The sequence below is a fragment of the Ruegeria sp. BHSB172 genome, assembly GCF_059613165.1.
Genome location: NZ_JBXWRZ010000011.1, coordinates 33,898 through 59,666 on the forward strand (window position 1 = coordinate 33,898; position 25,769 = coordinate 59,666).

At 63.4% G+C, this 25,769-nt stretch carries 27 protein-coding genes; 14 read left to right on the top strand and 13 right to left on the bottom strand.

Features of this window, described 5'->3' with window-relative positions; all coding sequences use genetic code 11:
- Positions 1-2 precede the first annotated feature (2 nt).
- Both AC2FM3_RS08170 and AC2FM3_RS08175 read left to right on the top strand, forming a co-directional pair.
- Positions 3-1,010, top strand: coding sequence for a flagellin (locus AC2FM3_RS08170; protein ID WP_496680511.1), 1,008 nt, complete (start codon positions 3-5; stop codon positions 1,008-1,010).
- Positions 1,007-2,101 carry a flagellar basal body P-ring protein FlgI gene (locus AC2FM3_RS08175; protein ID WP_496680513.1) on the top strand — a complete coding sequence of 365 codons (1,095 nt, stop codon included), beginning with the start codon at positions 1,007-1,009 and terminating at the stop codon, positions 2,099-2,101. The genes AC2FM3_RS08170 and AC2FM3_RS08175 overlap by 4 nt, the downstream gene beginning before the upstream one ends.
- A gap of 48 nt (positions 2,102-2,149) precedes the next feature.
- Here AC2FM3_RS08175 and AC2FM3_RS08180 read toward each other — a convergent pair whose 3' ends face one another.
- Together AC2FM3_RS08180 and AC2FM3_RS08185 are read right to left on the bottom strand one after the other, a co-directional pair.
- A complete protein-coding gene (locus AC2FM3_RS08180; RefSeq protein ID WP_496680515.1) occupies positions 2,150-2,794 on the bottom strand; it encodes a DUF1523 family protein in 645 nt (214 codons plus the stop codon).
- Positions 2,795-2,804: 10 nt separating this feature from the next.
- A complete protein-coding gene (locus AC2FM3_RS08185; RefSeq protein ID WP_496680516.1) occupies positions 2,805-3,071 on the bottom strand; it encodes a hypothetical protein in 267 nt (88 codons plus the stop codon).
- 240 nt (positions 3,072-3,311) lie between these two features.
- On the opposite strand from AC2FM3_RS08185, the gene AC2FM3_RS08190 reads away from it, so the two are divergent.
- Complete coding sequence (locus AC2FM3_RS08190; protein ID WP_496680583.1) at positions 3,312-4,787, top strand: NAD-dependent succinate-semialdehyde dehydrogenase; 1,476 nt, start codon at positions 3,312-3,314, stop codon at positions 4,785-4,787.
- A 136-nt stretch (positions 4,788-4,923) separates the two neighbouring features.
- Here the strand turns inward: AC2FM3_RS08190 and AC2FM3_RS08195 are convergent, their stop codons facing one another.
- The 6 genes from AC2FM3_RS08195 to AC2FM3_RS08220 all read right to left on the bottom strand — a co-directional run bounded on the left by AC2FM3_RS08195 (position 4,924) and on the right by AC2FM3_RS08220 (position 11,141).
- Positions 4,924-5,391: an Hsp20 family protein gene (locus tag AC2FM3_RS08195; RefSeq protein ID WP_005979400.1), complete on the bottom strand. Its 468-nt coding sequence runs from the start codon at positions 5,389-5,391 to the stop codon at positions 4,924-4,926.
- A gap of 121 nt (positions 5,392-5,512) precedes the next feature.
- Positions 5,513-6,331, bottom strand: a complete 819-nt coding sequence (locus tag AC2FM3_RS08200) for a trypsin-like serine peptidase (RefSeq protein WP_496680518.1) — start codon at positions 6,329-6,331, stop codon at positions 5,513-5,515.
- Positions 6,328-7,119, bottom strand: a complete 792-nt coding sequence (locus AC2FM3_RS08205) for a trypsin-like serine peptidase (RefSeq protein WP_496680520.1) — start codon at positions 7,117-7,119, stop codon at positions 6,328-6,330. The genes AC2FM3_RS08200 and AC2FM3_RS08205 overlap by 4 nt, the downstream gene beginning before the upstream one ends.
- 120 nt (positions 7,120-7,239) lie before the next feature.
- Entirely contained in the window at positions 7,240-8,562 is a 1,323-nt protein-coding gene (glcF, locus tag AC2FM3_RS08210; RefSeq protein ID WP_496680521.1) for a glycolate oxidase subunit GlcF, read from the bottom strand.
- 4 nt (positions 8,563-8,566) lie between these two features.
- Entirely contained in the window at positions 8,567-9,667 is a 1,101-nt protein-coding gene (locus AC2FM3_RS08215; protein ID WP_496680523.1) for an FAD-binding protein, read from the bottom strand.
- A 25-nt stretch (positions 9,668-9,692) separates the two neighbouring features.
- Positions 9,693-11,141 (bottom strand): FAD-linked oxidase C-terminal domain-containing protein, encoded by a 1,449-nt coding sequence (locus AC2FM3_RS08220; protein ID WP_496680524.1) that lies wholly within the window; start codon positions 11,139-11,141, stop codon positions 9,693-9,695.
- An 81-nt stretch (positions 11,142-11,222) separates the two neighbouring features.
- Here AC2FM3_RS08220 and AC2FM3_RS08225 point away from each other — a divergent pair, with 81 nt between their 5' ends.
- Complete coding sequence (locus AC2FM3_RS08225) at positions 11,223-11,933, top strand: DUF599 domain-containing protein (RefSeq protein WP_496680525.1); 711 nt, start codon at positions 11,223-11,225, stop codon at positions 11,931-11,933.
- A 35-nt stretch (positions 11,934-11,968) separates the two neighbouring features.
- The gene (locus tag AC2FM3_RS08230) at positions 11,969-12,316 is read left to right on the top strand and encodes a hypothetical protein (protein WP_496680526.1); all 348 of its coding nucleotides are present in this window, start codon (positions 11,969-11,971) and stop codon (positions 12,314-12,316) included.
- A gap of 3 nt (positions 12,317-12,319) precedes the next feature.
- Here AC2FM3_RS08230 and AC2FM3_RS08235 read toward each other — a convergent pair whose 3' ends face one another.
- The 4 genes from AC2FM3_RS08235 to AC2FM3_RS08250 all read right to left on the bottom strand — a co-directional run bounded on the left by AC2FM3_RS08235 (position 12,320) and on the right by AC2FM3_RS08250 (position 15,163).
- Positions 12,320-12,805, bottom strand: a complete 486-nt coding sequence (locus AC2FM3_RS08235) for a flavodoxin family protein (protein WP_496680527.1) — start codon at positions 12,803-12,805, stop codon at positions 12,320-12,322.
- A gap of 5 nt (positions 12,806-12,810) precedes the next feature.
- On the bottom strand, positions 12,811-13,281 hold the full coding sequence (gene rlmH / locus AC2FM3_RS08240; protein ID WP_496680528.1) for a 23S rRNA (pseudouridine(1915)-N(3))-methyltransferase RlmH: 471 nt from the start codon (positions 13,279-13,281) through the stop codon (positions 12,811-12,813).
- Positions 13,282-13,325: 44 nt separating this feature from the next.
- Positions 13,326-13,685, bottom strand: a complete 360-nt coding sequence (rsfS, locus tag AC2FM3_RS08245; protein WP_149775947.1) for a ribosome silencing factor — start codon at positions 13,683-13,685, stop codon at positions 13,326-13,328.
- Between the two features lie 164 nt (positions 13,686-13,849).
- The gene (locus tag AC2FM3_RS08250; RefSeq protein WP_496680584.1) at positions 13,850-15,163 is read right to left on the bottom strand and encodes a mechanosensitive ion channel family protein; all 1,314 of its coding nucleotides are present in this window, start codon (positions 15,161-15,163) and stop codon (positions 13,850-13,852) included.
- 157 nt (positions 15,164-15,320) lie between these two features.
- Between AC2FM3_RS08250 and AC2FM3_RS08255 the strand changes: the two genes are divergently transcribed.
- The 7 genes from AC2FM3_RS08255 (at position 15,321) to leuB (ending at position 21,555) form a co-directional block, all read left to right on the top strand.
- Positions 15,321-15,419: an isopropylmalate isomerase gene (locus tag AC2FM3_RS08255; protein ID WP_496680530.1), complete on the top strand. Its 99-nt coding sequence runs from the start codon at positions 15,321-15,323 to the stop codon at positions 15,417-15,419.
- 51 nt (positions 15,420-15,470) lie between these two features.
- Entirely contained in the window at positions 15,471-16,874 is a 1,404-nt protein-coding gene (gene leuC, locus AC2FM3_RS08260) for a 3-isopropylmalate dehydratase large subunit (RefSeq protein ID WP_496680531.1), read from the top strand.
- A 38-nt stretch (positions 16,875-16,912) separates the two neighbouring features.
- Positions 16,913-17,458, top strand: a complete 546-nt coding sequence (locus AC2FM3_RS08265; protein WP_496680532.1) for an HdeD family acid-resistance protein — start codon at positions 16,913-16,915, stop codon at positions 17,456-17,458.
- 43 nt (positions 17,459-17,501) lie between these two features.
- Positions 17,502-18,107, top strand: coding sequence for a 3-isopropylmalate dehydratase small subunit (gene leuD, locus AC2FM3_RS08270; RefSeq protein ID WP_496680533.1), 606 nt, complete (start codon positions 17,502-17,504; stop codon positions 18,105-18,107).
- Positions 18,108-18,435: 328 nt separating this feature from the next.
- Positions 18,436-19,266, top strand: a complete 831-nt coding sequence (locus AC2FM3_RS08275; RefSeq protein WP_496680535.1) for a hypothetical protein — start codon at positions 18,436-18,438, stop codon at positions 19,264-19,266.
- The gene (locus tag AC2FM3_RS08280) at positions 19,263-20,321 is read left to right on the top strand and encodes an endonuclease/exonuclease/phosphatase family protein (RefSeq protein WP_496680537.1); all 1,059 of its coding nucleotides are present in this window, start codon (positions 19,263-19,265) and stop codon (positions 20,319-20,321) included. Before AC2FM3_RS08275 ends, AC2FM3_RS08280 begins: the two co-directional genes overlap by 4 nt.
- 130 nt (positions 20,322-20,451) lie before the next feature.
- Positions 20,452-21,555 carry a 3-isopropylmalate dehydrogenase gene (gene leuB / locus AC2FM3_RS08285; RefSeq protein WP_496680539.1) on the top strand — a complete coding sequence of 368 codons (1,104 nt, stop codon included), beginning with the start codon at positions 20,452-20,454 and terminating at the stop codon, positions 21,553-21,555.
- Positions 21,556-21,603: 48 nt separating this feature from the next.
- Here the strand turns inward: leuB and AC2FM3_RS08290 are convergent, their stop codons facing one another.
- On the bottom strand, positions 21,604-23,778 hold the full coding sequence (locus AC2FM3_RS08290; protein ID WP_496680540.1) for a transglycosylase domain-containing protein: 2,175 nt from the start codon (positions 23,776-23,778) through the stop codon (positions 21,604-21,606).
- A gap of 255 nt (positions 23,779-24,033) precedes the next feature.
- On the opposite strand from AC2FM3_RS08290, the gene AC2FM3_RS08295 reads away from it, so the two are divergent.
- Both AC2FM3_RS08295 and AC2FM3_RS08300 read left to right on the top strand, forming a co-directional pair.
- Positions 24,034-24,372, top strand: coding sequence for a P-II family nitrogen regulator (locus tag AC2FM3_RS08295; protein WP_496680542.1), 339 nt, complete (start codon positions 24,034-24,036; stop codon positions 24,370-24,372).
- Between the two features lie 33 nt (positions 24,373-24,405).
- Positions 24,406-25,734 carry an ammonium transporter gene (locus AC2FM3_RS08300; protein WP_496680543.1) on the top strand — a complete coding sequence of 443 codons (1,329 nt, stop codon included), beginning with the start codon at positions 24,406-24,408 and terminating at the stop codon, positions 25,732-25,734.
- Positions 25,735-25,769 lie beyond the last annotated feature (35 nt).

Genomic DNA, 25,769 nt, shown 5'->3' on the forward strand with positions numbered 1-25,769 from the left:
ACATGACATTGAATGCCATCGGCGATCTGGCGCGCGGCCTGACCCTTAGGACCCGCAGCACCGAGATCAAGTCGCAGATTGAAACGCTTTCCTACGAAATGTCTACCGGCCAAGTGGCGGATGTTTCCGGCCGGCTCGGCGGAGACTATTCTCACCTTCTGGATCTGGACCGGAAGATCGCGCAGCTGGGCGCTTTCTCGATTGCCACCTCCGAGGCCCGCCTGTTCTCGGACGCAATGCAGCTAAGCCTATCGACATTCAGCGATTCGCTGGGCGAAGTATCCGGGTCTCTTCTGGCGTTCGGCACGTCGAACCAAGCCGTGACGCATGCCCAGGCCGCGGATCAGGCGCGCAATGAGCTGGACAGCATGATCTCGGCGCTAAATACGCGGGCCGGGGGGCGCAGCCTGTTCGCCGGCACCGCCACGGACGCGACGCCGCTGGAATCAGCCGAAACCCTTCTGAGCGCGTTGCGCACGCAACTGGCCGGCTTGACAACTCTGGCCGACATTCGCCAGGCCGCCCAGACCTGGTTCAACGATCCAGTCGGCTTCGAAGCGGTCATGTACCGCGGGTCGAATGCGACATTGGCGCCGATGCAGGTCTCGGAAACCGAGAGGGTCGAATTGCCGTTTACGGCAAACGATCCAGCCATGCGCGATGCCTTGCGCGATGTTGCGGTGGCAGCGTTGGCCTCGGATCCCAGCCTGGGTTGGCCACCGACCCTGCAGACCGCCTTGTTCACTGAACTTGGGGTCGATCTGGCCAACGCAAAAGACGATACGACGACGATGCGTGCCCAGGTCGGCGCGGTCGAGGCCCGGATCGAACAAGCCGCGACGCGCAACTCGGCCGCCAAGACCAGTTTCGAGTACGCCAGAAACGAAATCGTGGCGGCGGACCCTTACGAAACTGCCGCCAAGTTGCAGACCGTCCAGTTCCAGCTCGAGAGCCTCTATTCGGTCACCGTCCGCAATTCAAACCTTTCACTGGTGAACTTCCTGAGATGAGACTCCTGGCTTTTGTTTTGATGCTGCTTCCTTCCGTTGCATTCTCGGGTGCCGTGCGCCTCAAGGATCTGGTCGATTTCGATGGAGTGCGCGGCAACGATCTGGTGGGGTACGGCCTGGTCGTCGGGCTGAACGGCACCGGGGACGGTTTGCGCAATTCCCCGTTCACCGAAGAGATCATGTCGAACATTCTCGAACGGTTGGGCGTCAACGTGAATGGCGAGGATTTTCGGCCAAAGAACGTGGCCGCGGTTCTGGTGACCGCGACACTGCCCCCGTTTTCGCGGGTCGGAAGCCAGATCGATGTCACGGTTTCGGCCATTGGCGATTCCAAAAGCCTTTTGGGCGGGACCCTTGTGATGACCCCGCTGAACGCCGCCGACGGACAGATCTACGCGGTGGCCCAGGGGACGGTGCTGGCCGGTGGAGCCGTGGCCGAGGGCGAGGCCGCATCCGTCACCCGAGGAGTGCCGACGTCGGGTGTGATACCCTCGGGTGCCCGGGTCGAACGCGAAATCGACTTCCAGCTCTCGGGCCTGACGCAACTGCGCCTTGCTCTTCGCGAGCCGGACTTCACGACCGCCGGCCGCATCGAGGCGGCGATCAACCGCGAGTTCAACCGCCCGGTCGCGATCATGCGCGATTCCGGCACCGTCGAGCTGAGCATCGCCGAAACCCGCGCCGCATCGACCGCCCATGCGATCGGTCAGATCGAAAACATCCTGATCGAGCCCGAGTCCAAGGCACGGGTCGTCGTGGACCAGCGTTCGGGAACCATCGTCATGGGGCAGGATGTCCGCATTTCACGTGTTGCCGTCTCGCAGGGCAACCTGACCTTGCGGGTCGAGGAGGCCCCGATTGTCGTTCAACCCAACCCCTTCGCCGAGGGTCGGACGGTCGTGGTTCCGCGCACCGTTGCCGGGCTTGAGGAAGAGGAAGGCACTAGCTTGGCCGAGATTCCCGAGGCGACCACTTTATCAGAGGTGGTCGCGGGTCTGAACGCGCTGGGCGTTTCACCGCGCGACATGATCGACATTCTGAAAACGATCAAGGCCGCGGGCGCGCTCCATGCCGAATTCGTTGTCAGATGAACTCTGCCGGTTTTCCTGTCGCGCCGACACCGCTGGACTGATCGAACCCTATTTCGATTTCCGTCCCTCCCGCCAGCGACGCAGGCCGGAACGCCGTTCCTCGATCGCGTCGCCCACGGCATAAAGCCCATCCTCGGCTTGCTCAAGCAAAGGGTCTATCCGCGCTTCGCGGAACCGCCGCCAGCGTACCCAGATTGCCCAAACGAGGCCAAAGAAGACTGTCAGGAAGACAATGTTGAACCAGGGGATGATCCGCACGTCGGGGCCTTCGACATCTTTGATCGAGATGGCATTCGGAAAGATCGTAAGAAACTCGTTCCGCCATCCGTAGTGGGTCACGACGACCCATTCCGGATCGTCCTTTGAAGAAATCGCATCATTGGCTTCGGTATACAGGTTCGCGGTATCGAACTTGAAATAGGGCGGCCACCCCCACCCTGTGTCCTCATTTCGGTAGACGATCGGCCTGCCGTTCGCCCGCACGGCCTGAATGAACTGGACATCCCTGCTCGAGAGGTTGGTAGATTGATCCTCTGGCTCGGACCAGAACATACGTGTCCAATCGTTCAGATCCTGCCGCTCTTCATAGGTGTTCACGATGCGCACGATGTCATGCTGCGGCAGGGCGTAGTGAAGAATGGCGCCGACAGTGGCCCAAAAAACCACGATGATTGCCCATTTGGCATAGACCATTCCCAAGACCTCACAAGTAGTTCACGACATAGATTACGGCAGCGATGGCGACCCAGGGTACAATATAGACGCCGAGGATCAATTTGCGGCGGAAAGACCTGTCATAGGCCCTCAGTCCACGTTCGACGAAAGCCTCCTTGCCGCCCGTCTTTCCCTTTTCGTCCCACCTTTCCTCAAGCTTGCGTCGACGGGCCCGTCGCGCATACAGCGACAGCACCGTATAAGCAATCGTCTGTACCACGAGCAGACCGACAAACAGGCGCAAAGCTCCGATCATTTCACCCTTTCCCGCCCGCAACCCGTGCCGACACCAGGCCGCCTGTCCCCTCGGTTCCCGAACGAACTGTGCAGCACCCGATCCGGCATTGTCCACCGCATTTCGCGGTTCCGCACGCCGCACTGAATTCGTATTTTTGATCAAATCTGGATTGATCGACTCGTGCCGGTGGCGCTAGACATGACCAGCGCCACCTGTTTGGGTATGCGCAAACCCTATCCCTGCGCCGGAGACCGCCCCATGCTGGACACCACGACCGACCTGAAATCGCTGTTGAAGAACCCCGACCTTTTGGTCACCAAGGCCTATATCGGCGGTAAATGGGTCGATGGTGACAACGGCACCTTTGTTGTCACCAACCCTGCCCGCGGCGACGTGATCGCCGAAGTCGCGGATGTCAGCCGCGCCCAGGTGGCTGGCGCAATCGCCCAGGCCGAGGCGGCACAGAAGGAATGGGCCAAGCTGACCGGCAAGGAACGCGCCGCGATACTGCGCCGGTGGTTCGACCTGATGATGGAAAACGCCGAGGACCTTGGCAAGATACTGACCGCCGAACAGGGCAAACCCCTGGCCGAGGCGGTGGGCGAGATCGCCTATGGCGCTTCTTTCATCGAATTCTTCGGCGAAGAGGCCAAGCGGGTCTATGGCGAGACCATCCCCGGCCATCAGCGCGACAAACGGATCATGGTGCTGAAACAGCCGATCGGGGTGGCGGCCTCGATCACGCCGTGGAACTTCCCCAACGCGATGATAACACGCAAGGCAGGCCCGGCACTGGCCGCCGGCTGCGCCTTTGTCGCGCGCCCGGCCACCGAAACGCCCCTGTCGGCGCTGGTGCTTGCGCTGCTGGCCGAACAGGCCGGCATTCCGGCGGGCGTGTTCAACGTGGTCCCCTCGACGCAGGCCAGCGAGATCGGCAAGGAGTTCTGCGAGAACCCCGGTGTGCGCAAGCTGACCTTTACCGGCTCGACCGAGGTGGGCCGGATCCTGCTGCGCCAGGCCGCGGACCAGGTCATGAAATGCTCGATGGAACTGGGCGGCAACGCACCGTTCATCGTGTTCGACGACGCCGATCTGGATGCCGCCGTCGAAGGCGCGATGCTATGCAAGTTCCGCAACAACGGCCAGACCTGCGTCTGCGCCAACCGCATCTATGTGCAGGCCGGTGTCTATGACGCCTTTGCCGCCAAGCTCAAGGCCGCGGTCGAGGCATTGAAAATCGGCGACGGCCTGTCCGAAGGAACAACGACCGGTCCGCTGATCAGCGACGAGGCGGTGGCAAAGGTGCAGGAGCACATCGCCGACGCCAAGGCCAATGGCGGCGCGATCCTGACCGGTGGCCTGCCGCACGATCTGGGCGGCACCTTCTTTCAGCCCACGATCATCACCAACGTGACCCAGGACATGAAGGTCGCGCAGGAAGAGACGTTTGGCCCGCTGGCGCCCCTGTTCAAATTCGAGGACGAGGACGAGGTGATCGCGATGGCCAATGACACGATCTTCGGCCTCGCCTCGTATTTCTACGCCAAGGATCTGAGCCGCGTGTACAAGGTGGCAGAGGCGCTGGAATACGGCATCGTCGGCATCAACACCGGTATCATCAGCTCGGAACTGGGGCCGTTCGGCGGCGTCAAGCAATCCGGCCTGGGCCGTGAAGGCAGCCATCACGGCATCGACGAATATCTTGAGATGAAATATATCTGCATGGCGGTCTGACCGAACCGGCCATGACACGAAGGGCGCCCGGCGGCGCCCTTTTTCTTCCGACAATCGAAAAACCCCACGCTCCGAAGGAACGCGGGGCTGGCGATAATCGAGGGAGGAAGCGATTATCGGATCGGTCGTAGCGGCCTCAGTTCACGGGCTTGGCGTCGACCACGTCCTTTTCGATGGCCTTGGCCGAGGTGATCGCGATCCGGCGCGGCTTCAGCGCCTCCGGCACCTCGCGTTTCAGGTCGATATGCAGCATACCGTTTTCCAGGCTGGCGCCGGTTACGCGGACATGATCGGCCAAGGCGAAACGGCGTTCGAAGGCACGGGTGGCGATGCCACGGTGCAGATAGGTACGCTCCTTGTCGTCAGCGGCCTTCTTGCCGGCCACGACCAACGCGTTTTCCTTCACTTCGACCGACAGGTCATCTTCGCCAAAACCGGCGACGGCCAGCGAGATGCGATAGGTGTCGGCATCGGTCTTTTCGATGTTGTAGGGGGGATAGCTGGGTTGTGACACTTCGCTGGTCAGAACCCGGTCCATGATATCGGCGATCTGATCAAAGCCGATGGTTGCACGATGCAACGGTGCAAAATCAAAACTGCGCATTGTCGTCATCCTCATGTCAGAGCGATCTACGATTTGCCCTCCATCCGGACGGGCGGTGATGTTCAACGGGCCCCGATATGGCGGCCCGCCAGACATGAGATGGGAAGCGGTTCGGCGCGGTTCAAGACCCGCCCGGGCGGATGAATTTCGCGCCCGAGCCGGATTTGCCCGAGCCGACCTGCAGCCGCTTGATCGAGGCCTTGGGCTGCGGCGCATCACGCCGCAGGATCGCCTTCAGGTCCGTCACGATCCCCGACAATTCCATTCCAAAGCCGATCTTGCCCCGACCGTCGTTGCCCACGGCCGAAACGACCGACAGGATCTGCCAGCGCGGCCCGTTGCGGGCCAGAATGGCCGACCCGGACGATCCGAAGGTGATGTCGCAGTTGAAGGTGATCAAGCCCTGCCGCCGCTCGAGGATCCGGCAGGACCGCTCGCGCGTGATCGCCTCGGACCGGCCCCGGCCATAGGATGCGATGCTGATCTCGTTTCCGGCCACCCGGCCGCTGTGCAGGGCAAAGGGGTTGGCGATGCCATAGGGGATGGGCTCTTCCAGCCGCATCAGGGCCACGTCGGCGCGCACGCTTTCCGGCGACAGGCCCGCCTTGGGGTCATAATCGGGATGCGCGGCGATCTGCACCACCTTGCGTTCGGCCAGCGCGTGGCCATTGCTGAGGCCCGCGCGAAACGTGACCTCGCCCGGCGCATAGGGCTGCCCGGTGGTTCGGTCCATCGCGCAGTGGGCTGCGGTCAGCACCAGATCCTGCGCGATCAAGGTTCCGGTGCAGAACGACCGGGTTCCGATATCCAGGCGCCCGATCGCCTCCCAGCCGTACAGGTCGTCGCGGTCGGTCAGGCGGCGTTTGCCGCTGTCCTGGGCCAGCGCGGCGCCTGCCAGGACACCCAGGCAAAGCGCTGCCCTGAAAATCGCCCCGATCATGGCCGCACGAACCTTGCGCCCAGGTTCTTGCCCGCGCCCGCCGCGCTGCCCGACAGGCCAAAGCCCCGCCCCGCGGACAGTTCGGCCTGCAATACCTCGAGCGACTCTTCCAACGCCGTGCCCAGCGCCACGCGCTTTCCTTCCAGTTCTGCCTTGGCTGAAACGACCGACACGATGCGTGGGTGATCGCCCGAGAAGGAAAAGATCGGCGCCCCCGAGGCGCCGAAATCCACATCGCAGGACATCACCAGAACCCCGGATTGCCGCGCCATGACCGAGCAGACCTCCTGCAGCGAGGGGGCCTCGGCGCGGTCATGCGCATAGGACACGACACCGACGTCCTCGCCGCGCGACGGGCGATACCCGGTCTCGAACGGAATGACAGCGGTGTTGCGGATGGGCTGCCACAGCTCGATCAGCGCGATGTCATGGCGCACACGGGTGACGGTGGCCCTGCCGTCATAGTCATAATCGGGGTGGATTACCGCCTGCCGCGCCGCACGATAGGCCGAGGCGCGCCCCCGCCGCCAACCGGCCAGAAACTCGATTCGCGACGGGTCGATACGTTGGCGCGTGGCCTTGTCGAACAGGCAATGCGCCGCAGTCAGGACAAGAGTCGGGGAAATCAGCGCACCGGTGCAGAACCCGGTGCCGTCGATGTCCAGCCGCCCGACCGCCATCCAGTCGCGCCCCGCCTCCGAGGTCTCGAGGCTTTGCAGCCCGGTATCCTGCGCCATGGCCGCCATCGGCAAGACACACAGCGCAATCGCCCTTATCCATCTGCGCACGCGGTTCTCCGGCTGTTTGGTTTCGGGCCATGGTGGTACGCGCCGCGTTTGGCGAAAATAGGGCAGGGCCGAGCCACGGCGATTCCTCCATCGACTGATGCGCCGACGCACCAGGCCCGCTCACCGCAGGATCGGCACCGTATCCGCAGGCTGTCCGGCCCGGTTCAGCGCGGGAGGCCGAGGCCCGCCCGTGGCCCAGTCCAACAGCTCGACCGTGTGCACGATGGGCAGTCGGGTGCCCGACCCGATCTGCATCATGCAACCGATGTTCCCGGCCGCGATCAGATCGGGGTTCTTGGCCTCCAACGTGCGCACCTTGCGCTGTTTCAGCTTGGCCGAGATCTCGGGCTGCATCAGGTTGTAGGTGCCCGCGCTGCCACAGCACAGGTGGCTGTCGGCGGGTTCGACCACCGTGAACCCCGCCTTTTTCAGCAGATCCTTGGGATAGGTTTTGATCTGCTGCCCGTGTTGCAGCGAGCAGGCCGCGTGATAGGCCACCGTCAGCCCCTTGTCGTCGCCCTGCGGCAAGTCCAGCTGCATCAGGATTTCGCTGACATCCATGGCAATGCCCGACACCCGCGCCGCGTCCTCGGCCAGCGGGTCGTTGCGGAACATGTGCCCGTAATCCTTGACGGTGGTGCCGCAGCCCGAGGTGTTGATGACGATCGCATCCAATCCCTTGCCGTCCATCTCGCGCGTCCATGCGCGGATATTTGCGGCGGCGGTGTCATGGCTTTCGCGGGTCTTGCCCATGTGATGGGTCAACGCCCCGCAACAGCCGGCGCCCTCGGCCACAACGACCTCGCAGCCCAGCCGGGTCAGCAGGCGGATCGTGGCATCGTTGATGTCGGTGTTCAGCGCCTTTTGCGCACAGCCCGTCATTAGAGCCACGCGTTTGATCGCCTGCCCCTTGGGCGCAAAGCTTTGGGGGTCGTCATTGCGGCTGACCGGCGGGATGTGTTTCGGCGCCATGTCCAGCATCGCCTTCAGGCGCGCGTCGGGCATCAGAAAGCGGAACGGCCGCCCCAGCTTGGCCCCGATCAGCGCCCAGCGGAACCGCATCGGATAGGGCAGGATCCGTGCCAGAACCCACCGCAACGCCCGGTCCGAGAAGGGTCGCTTGTACCGGTTTTCGATATACTCGCGGGCGTGATCGACCAGATGCATGTAATGCACGCCCGACGGGCAGGTCGTCATGCAGGCCAGGCAGGACAGGCAGCGATCGATATGCTTGACGGTCTTTTCATCCGGCACACGCTCGTTTTCCAGCATGTCCTTGATCAGGTAGATGCGCCCGCGGGGGCTGTCCAATTCGTCGCCCAACACCTGATAGGTCGGGCAGGTGGCGGTGCAGAACCCGCAATGCACGCAGTTGCGCAAAATCTCGTTTGCGCGGCGGGTGCCGGGGTCTTTCAACTGGTCTTCGGTGAATGTGGTCTGCATCGCCCTATCCCATCAGCCCGGGGTTGAACATGCCGCGCGGGTCGAATTTCTGTCGAATCCCCTGTGTCAGAGCCGCAATGCCCTGCGGTTCCGGCTGAAACCGGCCTAGCCGGGCAAAAGTATCGGCCCCGGCCCGCACCAGCGTGGCGTGGCCGGAAAACGCGCCGATGCGCGCGCGCAGGTCGGTGCCTGCGGGCACCAGCGCCCAGATCAGCCCCCCGCCCCAGTCGAACAAGGTCCGATCAGCCTCGGCCCGCGCGGCGATTTCGGGCGCATCCCCGGGTTTGACCGAGATCCGCCAGACATCGCCTAGCGTGTCGGCAAAATCGACCGCATCGCGGATCCTCTGCCACAGCTCGGCCGATGGCTCGACCAAATCAACCGCGCCGAACTGGCCCAGCAGGTCCTGCAGGCGCCCGGTGCGATACGAGACCGATTCCGCAAACCCCTCGATCCGGATCAAGGCGCGCTGCTGCTGCGGATCATAGGCTGCTCCGGTGACCTCAAAGGGTGATTTCAGCGCCTCAGACAGGATGCGAACCGCAGTCGCGGCGTCCTTAGCGGGTACGGCCAGCGTCGCGCTGGCCTCGGGTTTGGGCAGCACCTTCAGCGACACCTCGGTCAGCACGCCCAGCGTGCCCCAGGACCCGGCCATCAGCTTGACCAGGTCATAGCCGGTGACGTTCTTCATCACCCGGCCGCCATTCTTGATGATCTGCCCTCGCCCGTCGACAAAGCGGACGCCCAACAGGAAATCGCGGCAAGCCCCGGCCTGGATCCGGCGCGGCCCCGAGGCGTTGGCGGCCACGACACCGCCGATCGTGGGCGCGCCCGAGGACCCCAGCAGGCCGCGATGGTCCATCGGCTCGAATGCCAGTTGCTGACCTTCTGCCTCCAATGCCGCCTCGATCTCGGCCAGCGGCGTTCCGGCCTGCGCCACAAGCGTCAGCGCCCCCGGCTCGTAAAGGGTGATCCCGCGCAGCCCCTCGGTGCCCAGCACCCGGTCGGGGCTGGTCACACCGCGCGTGCCGCCACCGAGAACGCGTATCGGTTCGTTCAGGCCGGTCACGATTTCGGCCAGTTCAGACTCTGATTCAGGTCTCATTGCGAGGTCCGTTCTGTCTTGGGATTCATTCCGCCGCCATCGGCACGACGCGTCGGTCCGCGCTGGCATCCAGCGGGAACACCTTGGCGGGGTTCAGCAGCCATTTCGGGTCGAACACGTCCTTGACGGCCATCTGCGCCTCAAGGTCCTGAGGCGCGTATTGATGATGCATCAGGTCGCGCTTCTCGATGCCCACCCCATGCTCGCCGGTCAGGCAGCCGCCGGCATCCACGCACAGTTTCAGGATCTCGGCCCCGAAGGCCTCGCATTTTTCCAGATCGCCGGGCTTGTTCGCATCGAACAGGATCAGCGGGTGCATGTTGCCGTCGCCGGCATGGAACACGTTGCCGACCGCCAGCCCGAATTCCTTGCTCAGTTCGCCGATGCGGCGCAGCACCTCCGGCAGGGCCGACACCGGGATCGTGCCGTCCAGGCACATATAGTCATTGATCTGCCCCATCGCACCAAAGGCCGATTTCCGACCCAGCCAGATGCGGGCGCTTTCCTCGGCCGACTGGCTTTCGCGCAGCTCGACCGGGTTGTGGCGTTTGGCGATCTCGATGATCTTGGCCAACTGGCTGTCGATCTCGGCGTCAGAGCCCTCGACCTCGACGATCAGCAGCGCCTCGCAGTTCGGATAGCCGGCATGGGCAAAGTTCTCGCAGGCCTCGATGCACAGCCGGTCCATGAACTCGATCGCCACGGGCAGGATACCCGACTTGATAATGTCCGAAACGCATTCGCCCGCCACCGCATTGTCATCAAAACCCATCAGGACCGGGCGCGCGCCCTCGGGCTTGCGCAGGATGCGCAGCGTCGCCTCGGTGACGACCCCCAGCTGCCCTTCCGAACCGCAGATCACGCCCAACAGGTCCAGCCCGCCGCAATCCAGATGCGCGCCGCCGATCTCGACCACGCGGCCATCCATCAGCACCATGGTCACGCCCAACAGGTTGTTGGTGGTCACGCCGTATTTCAGGCAATGCGCGCCGCCCGAATTCATCGCGATATTGCCCGCGATGGCGCAGGCCAGCTGCGACGACGGATCGGGCGCATAGAAGAAATCCTGCTCCTCGACCGCGCCGGTGACGCTCAGATTGGTGCGGCCGGTCTGCACGCGGATGAAGCGGTTGCCATAGTCGACTTCAAGCACCTCGTTCATGCGGGCCACGCCCAGGATCACGCAATCGGCGGTGGGCAGCGCCCCACCGGCCAGCGAGGTCCCAGCCCCGCGCGGCACGACCGGCACGCCTTCGTCATGGCAGATGCGCAGAATGTCCGAGACCTCCTGCGTCGAGGACGGCAGAACCGCGATCATCGGCGCGCATTTGTAAGCGGTCAGGGCGTCGCACTCATAGGCGCGGGTTTCGGCCGGGTCCGCGATGATGGCATCTTCGGGCAGGACCTGCCGCAGACGGGCAAGCACGTTAGCCTTGCGGGCCAGAACGTCGGGGTTGGGCTTTGGCATGTCCATGGCGGGTCCTCCAGTTTGGTAAAATAATATTACCAATTTCTGCATCTGGCAAGTTGCCTTCGTCGGACGTACTGTCGCGCCATGACATTGACCGACCGCGCCCTGCTGTTTTCGCCTCTGGACTACGCCGCCGTCCTGTTGTTGCTGATCGCCTGGCAATGGATCGGCTGGCGGATCGAGAACCCCGCGCCCGGCAAACGCTCGGTTGCGGTGATGATGGACGAATTCCGCCGCTGCTGGATGCGCGAAATGGTGACCCGCCAGCCCCGCATGTTCGACGCCCAGGTCGTGGGCACGATGCGTCAGGGCAGCACGTTCTTTGCCTCGACCACAATGATCGCCATCGGGGGCGGGCTGGCCCTTCTGGGCAATACCGAGCGGCTGTCGGGTGTCGCCAAGGATCTGGCCATCGGCAGCGCGCCGGCCATGGTGTGGGAGGTCAAGATCCTGACCGTGCTGCTGTTTTTGTCGAATGCCTTTCTGAAATACGTCTGGGCGCACCGGTTGTTCGGCTACTGCGCGGTGCTGATGGCGGCGGTGCCGAACGACCCCGAGGATCCGCAGGCCTATCCCCGCGCGGCGCAGGCAGCCGAGATCTGCGTGACCGCCGCGCGCAGCTTCAACCGCGCCCTGCGTGCCACCTATTTCGCGCTGGCTTCGCTGGCCTGGATCCTGGGCCCGATCGCGCTGATCATCGGCACGCTTCTGACGCTGGGAGTCCTGTACCGGCGCGAGTTTGCCTCGCATTCCCGCGCGATCCTGCTGAGCCTGCCGCCGGACACGCAGACGTGATCGCGCCCCGCCCGATCAGACCCTAGACTGGCGAGATGCGACACCTGATCCTCTGCCTGTTTCTGGCCGCCCCGGCCCTCGCCGACCCGCCGACGGTCGAAAATGTCACCGCGACGCGCACGGGCGAGACCTGGCGATTCGACGTGACCATCCGCCATCCCGATACCGGGTGGGACCACTATGCCGATGGCTGGCGCGTTCTGGCAATGGACGGGACCGAGTTGGGGATGCGAGTGCTGCATCACCCGCACGAGACCGAGCAGCCCTTTACCCGGTCGCTGGGCGGGGTCGCGATCCCCGAAGGCGCGAACCAGGTCCAGGTCCAGGCCCGGTGCAGTGTCGATGGCTGGAACGCGGACACCACGCTTGTAATGTTGGAATAATCGTCAGAATACGCCCAGCGACAGCCCGGCGCCAAGCGCCGCGCCGATCTCGCGGCATTTGTCCAGTTCATCCTCGGGGATGGTCTTTTCCGCCAATATCGCCTCGGGCGTCTGGGCATGGGTGCAGACAATGAGGGGCGGCTGCACCTCTTTCAGGCGCCAACCGGTGGCGATGCGCGCCAGTTGCCGCGCCGCGTTCTGACCGTCGGACCCGGCGCAGATCATCTGCGCATAGGGCCGCCCCTCGATCCTGCCCAGAACCGGGTAGTAGCAGCGGTCGAAGAAATCCTTCATGACGCCTGACAGCGCTGCCAGGTTCTCGGGCGCGCAAAAGACGTATCCGTCGGCCGCCAACAGATCGTCGGACCCCGCCTGCGCGGCGGGCTTCAGGCTGACCTCGGCCTCGGCGCTGGCCGCCTGTGCGGCCGCCTCGGCCATCTGTCGGCTGCCGCCGGTGCGCGAATGGTAGACGATCAGTAGACGGGCCACAGCGGTCAGGCCCGATGATACGGGCCGCCCGACAGGATCGTCGCGGCACGATAGAGTTGTTCGGACAGCATCACCCGGACCAGCATATGCGGCCAGACCATCGCGCCGAAAGAGATCGAGAAATCGGCTTCGGCCCGTAGCTCCGGGTCGATCCCGTCGGCGCCGCCGATGACAAAGGCCAGATCCTGCCGGCCCATGTCACGCCACCCGGCCAGCTTCTGCGCGAAATCGGGTGACGACATCACCTTTCCTCGCTCGTCCAATGTGCAGATCACCGCCCCGCCGGGCAGCGCCTTGCGCAGCAAGGCGGCCTCGGCGCCCATACCGGCATTCTTCTTGTCTTCGACCTCGATCACGCGCGCAGGCCCCAAACCCAGGCCGCGGCCGGTCCGGTCGAAACGGGTCAGATAGTCGTCAAGCAGGGTTTTTTCCGGTCCGGCGCGCAATCGCCCGACCGCACAAATGCTGATACGCATGTCGCTCTCGCCGCCGACCCTTCAATACGGGCCGGGATGGCGCCTCAGTTGGCCGAGGCGCTACCGCCCTGAGGCAGCCACATCTTTTCCAGCTGGTAGAATTCGCGCACTTCGGGGCGGAAGATATGGACGATCACATCGCCCGTATCGATCAGTACCCAGTCGCCGGCATCCTTGCCTTCGACCTTCGAGGTGAACCCGAATTCCTGCTTTATGCGATCCGTCAGCTTTTCCGACATCGCCGACACCTGTCGAGTCGACCGGCCCGACGCGATGACCATGTAGTCGGCCACCGAGGATTTTCCGCGCAGATCGATCTGCACGACGTCTTCGGCCTTGTCGTCGGAAAGAGAGGAAAGAACGCGCTCAAGCAGCTTTTCGCTGATTGGCTGAGACTGGGCCATCACCGTGGCCCGATCGTCGGCGGGCAAACCCGCCTGTGTATGCAGAGACAGGACATGGTCCTCCTTGATAAAGCGCCGCCAAACCCCGGCGCCGGGGTAGTAATAAGGTAGCAAGCCGATTGCAACAATTCAATGAATCGCGGGCCGTGTGCGCACAGGCGTGATCACTCCGTGTCGATTTGTTGCGCAACCACGCCGGTCTGCCCCTGGCCCAGAAGGCGCACCTCGCGCTGCGGGAAGGGGATCGAGATGCCCTCGGCCTTGAACGCGTCCCACAGCGCCAGATAGACATTGCCGCGGATGTTGGTCAGGCCGGCGGTCGGGTCGCGGATCCAGAACCGCAACACGTAGTTGACGCTGCTGTCGCCGAATCCGGTGATGTGGCAGACCGGTTCGTGCTTGCCGCCGCTCAGCACGCGCTTGACCGTTTTCACCGTCCGCACGGCGGTCTCGCGCACCGTGTGCGGATCGTCGCCATAGCTGGTGCCGAAGGTCAGATCCAGCCGGACGAACTCGTCGGAATGGGACCAGTTCACCACCTGTCCGGTAATCAGATCCTCGTTCGGGATCAGGTATTCGCGCCCGTCGCGGGTGACGACCGAGACATAACGAGCGCCCAGCGCGTTGATCCAGCCGAACGTGTCGCCCAGCGAGATCACGTCGCCCGGCTTGATCGACCGGTCCATCAGGATGATGATCCCCGAGATCAGGTTCGAAACCACCTTCTGCAAGCCGAAACCGATGCCCACGCCCACCGCGCCGGACAGCAGCGCGATCCCGGTCAGGTCGAAGCCCAGCGTGCGGATCCCGACCAGAAAGACCAGCCCGTACAGAGCCACCTGGATGCCCTTGGCCAGCAGAACCTGCATCGAGGGCGAGATGTCGTCGTTGCTTTTCAGCCCCCGTTCAGCCGCCCGGGTGCCCAGTCGAGCCAGAACCAGCAACGTGCCAATCAGCAAGATTGCCTTGAGGATCCCGAGAACCGAGATGTGCATCTCTCCGATCGTGATCGCGACCCCGTCCAGAAACTCGGCCACGTCGTCGGTCAGGCTCAGTGCCACCAGCGTAGCATAGACCCACATCGACCAGCGAAAGATGCGCCGGATCGTGCGGTTGCGTACAAGATGCGACAGCAGCGCAATGACCAGCCACGCGGTTGCCAGCGTTGCCAGAACGCCGATGATATAGCTTCGCGACGGCCATGTGACCTGCTGCATCACCAGGTAGACGCTCCAGGACAGAAGCACGAAATAGACCAATGTCAGGCGCCGCATGAACTGGACCAGAGTCCGTAGCCGCCATTTGGGCCAGCCGCTTCGCGCCCTTGCCCATGTTTCCCATCTGCCAAGTGTGGCGGCCTTCAGAACAAAGGATGCGGCCACCAGAAGCAGCACGATCAACAATTGATACTGACGCCATCCCGGGGTCACGATCAGCTCGATCAGTGCTCCGAACTGAAGCAGGAATGCCTCGACCATTGTATCGAACAGCTCGGAAATCGAGCGGGGGATCAAGTCGTTGTCCAATCGCGCCTCCTGCCTGCCAGATTGACCAGCTATGCGCCGGTATGCAAGGCACTTGGCGGCCACTGGATTGAACCTTGATTGACAGGCGCTCGCGATATATCTGGATCGCATGAGATTAAATCAGGCCCCTGCTCCCAACCTGCAAGACCGCGCGCGCCTGCGTGAACGGTTCTTCGGGGCCGCCCGCACGGTTCTGGCCCGCCTATAATCGGCGCCCAGCCACTCGCCAGCATTTCTCAATACAGACGGGAGAGGACCGATGTCCCCCAAAACACTCTATGACAAGATCTGGGATGCCCATGTCGTGCACGAAGCCGACGATGGTACCTGCCTTCTTTATATCGACCGCCACCTGGTGCACGAAGTGACCAGCCCGCAGGCGTTCGAAGGCCTGCGCATGGCAGGCCGCAAGGTGCGTGCGCCGGAAAAAACGATCGCCGTGCCGGACCATAACGTGCCCACCACACCCGATCGCGTGAACGGGATCGAAAACCCCGAATCGCGCATCCAGGTCGAAGCGCTGGACAAGAACGCCCGCGATTTCGGCATTCACTACTACCCGGTGAATGACATTCGTCAGGGCATCGTTCACATCGTGGGCCCCGAACAGGGCTGGACCCTGCCGGGCATGACCGTGGTCTGCGGCGACAGCCACACCGCCACTCACGGCGCTTTCGGCGCGCTGGCCCACGGCATCGGCACCTCCGAGGTCGAGCATGTTCTGGCCACTCAGACGCTGATCCAGAAGAAATCCAAGAACATGAAGGTCGAGATTACCGGCAAACTGCAGCCGGGCGTGACCGCCAAGGACATCACCCTGGCTGTGATCGGCGAAACCGGCACCGCCGGCGGCACCGGTTATGTGATCGAATATTGCGGCGAGGCGATACGCGACCTGTCGATGGAAGGCCGTATGACCGTCTGCAATATGGCCATCGAGGGTGGCGCACGGGCCGGCCTGATCGCGCCGGACGAAAAGACATTCGAATACGTCAAAGGCCGCCCGCACGCCCCGAAGGGCGCGCAGTGGGAGGCCGCTCTGGCCTGGTGGAAGACGCTCTATTCCGATGACGACGCCCATTGGGATAAGGTCGTCACCATTCGCGGCGAGGACATCGCCCCCGTGGTCACCTGGGGCACCAGCCCCGAAGACGTTCTGCCGATTACCGCCACCGTACCCAACCCCGAGGATTTCGAGGGCGGCAAGGTCGAGGCCGCGCGCCGTTCGATCGAATACATGGGCCTTAAGCCGGGCCAGAAGCTGAGCGACATCGAGATCGACACGGTCTTCATCGGTTCCTGCACCAACGGCCGGATCGAAGACCTGCGCGCCGCCGCCGAGATCCTGAAAGGCAAGAAGATCAAGGACGGCATCCGCGCCATGGTCGTACCCGGCTCGGGCCTCGTCCGCGCGCAGGCCGAAGAGGAAGGCATCGCCGAGATCTTCAAGCAGGCCGGGTTCGAATGGCGCCTTGCGGGCTGTTCGATGTGCCTGGCGATGAACCCCGACCAGCTGCAGCCCGGCGAGCGCTGCGCTGCGACCTCGAACCGCAATTTCGAGGGCCGCCAGGGCCGCGGCGGGCGCACCCATCTTCTCAGCCCGGCCATGGCTGCCGCCGCAGCAATCACTGGAAAGCTGACAGATGTGCGCGAATTGATGTAAGCTTCCCTCATCATTGATTTTTTGAGGGAGAGAATGAAATGAGTGATTGGGTCAAATGGCTCCTGATGGGGCTGCTGTCGATTGTGTTCGGCATCTTCGTTCTGGGTGCGCCCATCGTGGCATCGGTGGCGGTGACCGTGGTCACCGGCGCACTGCTGCTGATCTCGGGCGTGCTTCAGGTCGTGGGCGGGTTCTCGGTGGAAGGCACCGGAAACAAGATCCTGGCCTTCATCATGGGCGCCGTGATGCTATTTCTGGGCTGGTCCTTTCTGGCCCATCCGCTGCAGGGCGTGCTGACGCTGGCCACGGTGGTGATGATCCTTTTCATCGCCGGCGGTCTCGCCCGGATCATCCTGTCGTTCCAGATGCGCGGCACGCAGTATTTCTGGCCCACGCTCATTTCCGGCCTGCTGTCCCTGGCGCTGGCCGCCTACATCATGGCCAATGCCTCGGTCGGACTGGCGCTCAGCCTGCTGGGAATCCTTTTGGGCATCGAGATGCTGTTCAACGGGTTCGGCCTGATCTTCATGGCGTTCTTCGTCAAGAACGCCGGCAACGAAACGACGGAAGCGAAACAAGCTTGAAACGCGGGGCATGGGGCCGGGCCTCTCCCGCAGGAGTGTGAACATGGAAAAGTTTGAAAAAGTCCACGGCGTGGCCGCCCCCATGCCCCTGATCAATATCGACACCGATATGATCATCCCCAAAGTGCACTTGAAAACGATCAAACGTTCGGGCCTGGGCGTCGTGCTGTTCGACGAGATGCGCTATCACGATGACGGGCGAGAGAACGAAGAGTTCGTTCTGAACAAACCCGCCTATCGCAACGCCGAGATCCTGGTGGCCGGCGACAATTTCGGCTGCGGCTCGTCGCGCGAACACGCGCCTTGGGCGATCAAGGATTTCGGCATCAAGGTCATCATCTCGACCAGCTTCGCCGACATCTTCTTTAACAACTGCTTCAAGAACGGCATCTTGCCGATCGTGGTCGAGGACGAACATCATGCCATCCTGATGGAAGATGCCCACAAGGGCGAAAACGCCCGCATGACCGTGGACCTCGAAGAGCAGAAGATCGTCACCTCGGACGGGGTCGAGATCACCTTCGACATCGACCCGCACCGCAAGCACTGCCTGCTGAACGGCTTGGACGATATCGGCCTGACGATGGAGAAGGCGCACCACATCGACCAGTTTGAATCCCAGGTCAGCCAGGCCCGCCCCTGGACGTGACGCGGGCGGCGAATCTGCCGATACTCAACCAGACGGGGTCGCCACGGCGGCCCCGTTCGCGTCTTAGGGGTTGACGGCCAAGCAACCACAACATGTAGTCACACCCGACGAACCAGCGACGATTCTGCGGCGCAATTGATGCAAAGCCGCACCAGTTTCGCCATCATTTTGCCTGAAATCACCTGTTTCCTGCCCATCGGCTTGAGCAAAATGCCGCTTGTCGCTGATGATGGCGCCAATCGGCATCCGCCACTTGGGAATGGGCGGGCACAAGTTGGAATTGAGTCGGCAAAGAAACGACGGGTCCGGTTTGGAAAGGGTTCGGATAGTGATTGCACGCACAACAGGGGCGGCAGTTCGTGGGATTTTAGTAGCGCTTCTGGTGCTGACCCCCGCGCTGTATCTGCCGGTCTCGGCCACCAACGGTACCGAAGTTGTCGTCTTTGTCGCCATCCTGGCATTCATCCTGACCTTTGCCGAATACAACTCGGCCTTCCCCAGCTTCATCGAGTTCCGCGACGCGCCGCCCGTCAACCGGCTGAGGTTCGTCGGGCTGATGTCGATGGTGTCGGTCCTGACCCTGATCTGCAAGAACGTCTACACGCCAACGGATCTGACCAGCGCCGCCTATTCCGTGGGCCTGGCCGTGGCCAATGTCGTCGACTTCCCCTATTCACCGGTCCGCCTGGTGGTCCTGATGCTGCCGGCCGAGGCCAGCGCAATGCTGACCGAACTGGTCCGCATCACCGCAAGCGTCGCCTATGTCGCGGCGCTGGTGACGATCGCCAGCTTCGTCTATGCGGTCAAGGTCCGGGGATGGCCCACGGGGAACGGGGCCTTCAACGTCTGGACCAATCTGCCCCTGTTCGACCCGACCAAGGGCGGAGACGTGGTGACCCGCCTGCAGCGCGACGGGCGCCTGAACATTTCGATCGGCATCCTGCTGCCGTTCCTTATCCCTGCGCTGATCAAGCTGCTGACCAATGTCATCGATCCGCTGACGCTAGCGAATCCGCAGACCCTGATCTGGACCATGAGCGCTTGGGCCTTCCTGCCCGCCAGCATAATCATGCGCGGCATCGCCACGCTGCGAATCGCCGGGCTGATCGTCGAAAAGCGGCGCGCCTATTCCACCTCCGAGGCCACCCAGACCGCATGATCCGCATTCTGGTTCTGGCGCTGCTGCCTTTTGCGGCCCAGGCCGACCCCCTGCGCGTGGCCAGCTTCAACACCGAGTTGCAGCGCGATGGGCCGGGGTTGATGCTGCGAGACATCCGCAAGGAGACACCGCAGGTCCGCGCCGTCGTCGATGTTTTGCTAGCCACGGCGCCGGATATCGTCGCCCTGCAGGGGGTGGACTGGGACCATGACAACCTGGCTCTGTCGGCGCTGACCGATCTGCTGGCGGCTGCGGGTCTGGATTATCCCTATCAGTTCGCCCGTCAGCCCAATTCGGGGCTGATGTCCAACCTCGACCTGGACGGAGACAGCAGGCTTGGCGGGCCGGGCGACGCGCAGGGCTGGGGGCGTTTCACCGGCAATGGGGGAATTGCCGTCCTGTCCCGGTATCCGATCATCGAAAGTCAGATCGCAGACTACTCGACCCTGCTGTGGAAGGATCTGCCGGACGCAACGCTTCCCAGCCGGGACGGCGCCCCGTTTCCCTCGCAGCAGGCGCAGTCGGTCCAACGGCTCTCCTCGACCGCGCATTGGGTCGTTCCGATCGATACGCCGCAGGGCCGGTTGACCCTCATGACCTTCCACGCCACCCCGCCTGTCTTTGACGGCCCCGAGGACCGCAACGGCCTGCGCAACCGCGATGAAATCCGGTTCTGGTCCGTTCTTCTGCGGGGCGATCTGGGGCCGGCGCCGACCCACCGCTTCGTAATCGCCGGAGATGCCAATCTGGACCCCGAGCGCGGGGAAGGCCACACCGAGGCCCTGCGTGCCCTGCTGACCAACCCGTTGGTTCAGGATCCGCGACCGACAGATGCAACCGGCGCAGACACGACCGTCACCTGGAAAACCGTCGGAGACCGCCGCGTCGACTATGTGCTGCCATCGGCGGATTGGGTGGTCGAAGATGCCGGCGTGTTCTGGACCGGAGCGGACGGTCAGCCCCATCCCGCGGCCCGGGCGGCAAGCCGGCACCGGCTGGTCTGGGTCGACCTGACCGGATCGGGCGCGCAGGACCGGCAGGCCGGTACCGACTGACGTGCCGCCCACCCTTGCCGACCTGCGCCCGCATGACGCGTGATACCCGGGCAAAACGGTCGGAACGCCTCATTGACCATATGCCCCGCAAACGCTAGGCCCGGTTCTGAAAAACGCAAGGAGACCGCTCATGTCCAACCCCTCGCTCCTCATCCTGCCCGGAGACGGAATCGGCCCCGAAGTGATGACCGAAGTGCGCAAGATCATCGACTGGTTCGGCGCCAGGCGCGATCTGAAATTCGACGTGAGCGAGGATCTGGTCGGCGGTGCCGCCTATGACAAGCACGGCGTTCCTCTGGCGGATGAGACGATGGCCAAGGCGCAAGAGGTCGACGCGGTTCTGCTGGGCGCCGTAGGCGGCCCGAAATACGACGATCTGGATTTCAGCGTGAAGCCCGAGCGCGGCCTGCTGCGCCTGCGCAAGGAGATGGACCTGTACTCGAACCTGCGCCCGGCCCAGTGCTTTGACGCGCTGGCCGATTTCTCGTCGCTGAAAAAGGACGTGGTCGCCGGCCTCGACATCATGATCGTGCGCGAGTTGACCTCGGGCGTCTATTTCGGCGAGCCGCGCGGCATCTTCGAGGAAGGCAATGAACGCGTGGGCATCAACACCCAGCGCTACACCGAATCCGAGATCGAGCGGGTCGCGCGTTCGGCTTTTGAGCTGGCGATGCGCCGCAACAAGAAGCTGTGCTCGATGGAAAAGGCCAACGTGATGGAATCGGGCATCCTGTGGCGCGAGGTGGTGACCCGCGTGGGCAAGGATTACCCCGAGGTCGAGCTGAGCCACATGTATGCCGACAACGGCGCCATGCAGCTGGTGCGCGCGCCCAAGCAGTTCGACGTGATCCTGACCGACAACCTGTTCGGCGACATCCTTTCGGACTGCGCGGCGATGCTGACCGGGTCGCTGGGCATGCTGCCTTCGGCCTCGCTGGGGGCGCCCATGGCCAACGGCCGGCCCAAGGCGTTGTACGAGCCCGTCCACGGCTCGGCCCCCGACATTGCTGGGCAGGGCAAGGCCAACCCGATCGCCTGCATCCTGAGCTTTGCCATGGCGCTGCGCTATTCCTTCGATCAGGGGGCCGAGGCCGACCGTCTGGAAGCCGCCATCGAGAAGGTGCTGGCCGATGGTGTCCGTACCGCCGATCTGCTGGCCGAAGAGGGCGTGCAGCCGGTGTCGACCACCGAGATGGGCGACGCGATCGTCGCCGCGCTGGACGCCAGCCTTTGAGCTTTGATCCGGGCGGCGCCGCGCGCCGCCCGTCCGATCATCCGCGGCCTAGTTGCCGCCGAAGATATCCTTCAACAGATTGTCGACCGCCCGCGCGAAACTGCCCTGCTGTCTGCGGCGGGGCTGGGATTGCTGCGTGGTCTGAACCGGAGCCGCCGGCGCCAGCATCGGCAGGGGCGTGGGGGTCATGCCCTCGGTCACGCGCAGCATGGTTTCCCGCCAGATCTCGGCCGGCAGCCCGCCGCCGGTGACCCCTTTCAGGGGCGTATTGTCGTCATAGCCCATCCAGACGCCGGCCACATAATCGGCAGTGAAGCCGATGAACCACGCATCCCGCGCGGCCTGGGTCGTACCCGTTTTGCCCGCCACCTGCCATCCGGGCAGCTTGGCCCGCTGACCGGTGCCTTCGGACACCACTCGCTCCATCATCCAGATCAGCTGTTTGGCGGCCTCGTCGCGGATCACCCGTTCGCCGATCCCGGTCGTCGTCACCATCACCGGCGTGTCATCGCCCAGCAGCTTCAGCTCGGTCAGGCCATAGGGTTCCACCGCCGAGCCCCCGTTCAGGATACCCGCATAGGCGCCGGTCATCTCGATCAGCGTGCTTTCCGACGCGCCCAGCGCCAGCGCAGGACCCGCCGCCAGATCGCTTTGGATGCCGAAGCCGCTGGCCACCGTGCGCACATTGTCCAGCCCGGCCACCTCGGCCACCTTGACGGCCGGAATGTTCAGCGAGTTCTTGAGCGCATCCGCCAGCGTAACGCGACCGTAGAACTTGTTGGTATAGTTCTTGGGGCACCACTGGCCGGACCCCGGGATGTCGATGCAATAGGGCTCGTCCACCACCGTGGCCAGCGGTGAGTAGCCAAGCTCCAGCGCGGTGGCATAGACGAAGGGTTTGAACGAGGACCCGGTCTGGCGCAGCGCCTGCGTCGCGCGGTTGAACGCGCCCGACACCTTGGTCTTGCGCCCGCCCACCATGGCCCGGACCGCACCATCGGCCGACATCACCACGATCGCGGCCTGCGCCTTCGACCCTTCGCTGACCTTTTCGTCGAACACCTGTTTCAGCGCCGCCTCGGCCGCCTGCTGGATCCGCTGGTCCAGCGTGGTTTTGATCACCACGTCCTCGGTGGTGTTGCGGGTAAAGAACTCGGGGCCGCTGGCCATGACCCAGTCGGCAAAATAACCGCCAGCGCGCGCGGCGGCGGCCTCGGACAGCTCGGCCGGGTTGTTGCGCGCCGCGGTTGCCTGTGACGTGGTCAGGTAACCCTGATCCTCCATCAGGCTGATCACCACCTTGGCCCTGTCTTGCGAGCGCTGCAGGTTGTTGGTGGGCGCATAGCGCGTGGGCGCCACCAACAGCCCCGCCAGCATCGCCGCCTCGGCCGCGTCGACCTCGGCCGCGGACTTGCCAAAATAGCGCTGGCTGGCCGCCTCGAACCCGCGTGCGCCGGCCCCCAGAAATGCCCGGTTCAGATAGATGGTCAGGATCTCGTCCTTGGAATACTTGGCTTCCATCGCCATCGCGTAGATCGCTTCCTTAGCCTTGCGCCACAGCGACCCCTGGCGGCAGTCAGCCTCATACGCCGCTTCCGACTCCCACTGGCTCGGATCATACGGGACACCCAGACACAGCAGCTTGGCCGTTTGCTGGGTGATGGTGGACCCACCATGCCCCGACAGCGGCCCGCGCCCTTCCGACAGGTTGATCCTAACCGCGCTGGCGATGCCGCGCGGGCTGATGCCGAAGTGACGATAGAACCGCTTGTCCTCGGTGGCGATGACCGCGTTCTTCAGATGGGGTGACACGGTATCGGCGGTGATGACGCCGCCGAACTGATCACCGCGCCAAGCGAAGACCTTGCCGTCGCGGTCCAGCAGGGTGACCGACCCACGCGCGCGCCCGTCCAGCAGGGCATCGACCTCGGGCAACGTGCTGTAGACGACGCCGACCGCCAGCGCAATCAACAGCGCCACCACCGCCCCCACGCGCCAGGTCAGGCCCCAGATCAGCCGTCCGATCCATCGGAGCAGCCGGCGAAAGAAACCGCCCTGCCCGCCACCCGAACGCTTGCGCCGGGTTTTGCGCGTTGTGGTCTTGCGCGCCGTCGCCTTCTTGCCCGCCGGTTTCGCCGACCGCTTGGCAGACGCGGTCTTGCGGCCTCCGGACGGATACCGTTTGTCCGCCACCAGCGGTTTTCGACGCTTGGACTCAGTCATGCTCAAACTCTGCCCGTTTTTGCTTTTGTGGCACCATACCGTGCTGTCGCGCCCATGTAGAGGTGTGAAATAGCAGCAATTCCCCTCTCACATTTGCCTTTTTTTTGATCACTTCACATATTTTGTGCAAAAAATGTGCAACTTTGACCCTCTTCCCCAGCGTCTTTTTGCCGAAATCGTTCCTTGAGCGGCCATGTCGGGCTCTTTTTCTGCAGGTGCAAAGCCGGACCCACCGGAACAGAAGAGGGGAAAGACGTGAAACTGATCATTGCGACAATCAAGCCGTTCAAGCTCGAGGAGGTGCGCGAGGCACTGACCGAGGCGGGCGTGCGCGGCATGATGGTGACTGAGATCAAGGGCTTCGGCTCGCAATCCGGTCACACCGAAATCTATCGGGGTGCCGAATACGCGGTGAACTTCGTGCCCAAGATCAAGCTGGAAATCGTGGTGCCTGCCGCGATGACAGACCAGATCGTCGAGACCATCACCAGAACCGCCAAGACCGGCAAGATCGGCGACGGCAAGATTTTTGTCCTCGATGTCGAGCAGGCCCTGCGCGTGCGGACCGGGGAACTCAACGAAGAGGCGCTCTGAGCGCCGCCACCGACAATCATTCGAGGACTGAACATGAACCTGATGAAATCACTCATCCCTGCCGCCGCGATCGTCGCGCTGCCGCAGATGGGCCTGGCGCAGGAGACCGCCGCAACCGGCGAAACCGCGCAGCATACGCAATATATCCTGACTTCGCTGCTGTTCCTGATGGGCGGCTTCCTGGTGTTCTGGATGGCCGCGGGCTTTGCCATGCTCGAGGCCGGTCTGGTGCGCTCCAAAAACGTGGCCATGCAGTTGGTCAAGAACATCGGCCTGTTTTCTTTTGCAGCCATCATGTACTGGCTGGTCGGCTTCAAACTTATGTATCCGGGCGACGGCTGGACCATCACCGGCATTCTGGGTGCCTTCTCGCCCACCTCGTTGGAACCGGTCGGCCTTGAAGGCGTCGAAACCGATCTGTCCTATGCGTCGGTCGGTTCGGACTTCTTCTTCCAGCTGATGTTCTGCGCCACTACCGCCTCGATCGTGTCGGGCACCATGGCCGAACGGGTCAAGCTATGGCCCTTCTTCATCTTCGTGATCGTCCTGACCGGTGTCATCTACCCGATCGAAGCCTCGTGGCAGTGGGGCGGCGGCTGGCTGTCCGAAATGGGCTTCAGCGATTTCGCAGGCTCGACCCTTGTGCATGCCGCAGGTGGCTTTGCCGCACTGGCCGGTGCGATCGTGTTGGGCCCCCGGATCGGCAAGTACAGCAAGGACGGAAAGGTCGTTCCGATCCCCGGCTCGAACCTGGCGCTTGCCACCCTGGGTACGTTCATCCTGTGGCTGGGCTGGTTCGGTTTCAATGGCGGCTCGCAGCTGGCCATGGGCACGATCGGCGACATGGCTGACATCAGCCGCATCTTCGCCAACACCAACATGGCCGCTGCCGCCGGCGCCGTCGCTGCCCTGATCCTGACCCAGGTGATGTATGGCAAGGTCGACCTGACCATGGTGTTGAACGGCGCGCTGGCCGGGCTGGTCTCGATCACCGCGGAACCGCTGGCACCGTCGCTGTTCCAGGCACTGATCATCGGCGGCATCGGTGGCGTGATCGTGGTCTACACCGTGCCGCTGCTGGACAAGATGAAGATCGACGACGTGGTCGGCGCCATCCCGGTTCACCTGATCGCGGGCTTCTGGGGCACCTTCATCGTGGCCTGGACCAATGGCGACGCGTCCTTCGTGACCCAGATCATCGGCTTTGCGGCCATCGGGATCTTTGTCTTCGTGGTGAGCTTCATCCTGTTCTCGATCCTCAAGGCCACCGTCGGCCTGCGGGTCGGCGAGGAAGAAGAGATCAACGGCCTCGACATGGGCGAGCTGGGCATGGAAGCCTATCCCGAGTTCTCGAAGGGCTGAGCCCTTTTCAAACCAAACAAAGAACCCGGGCATTC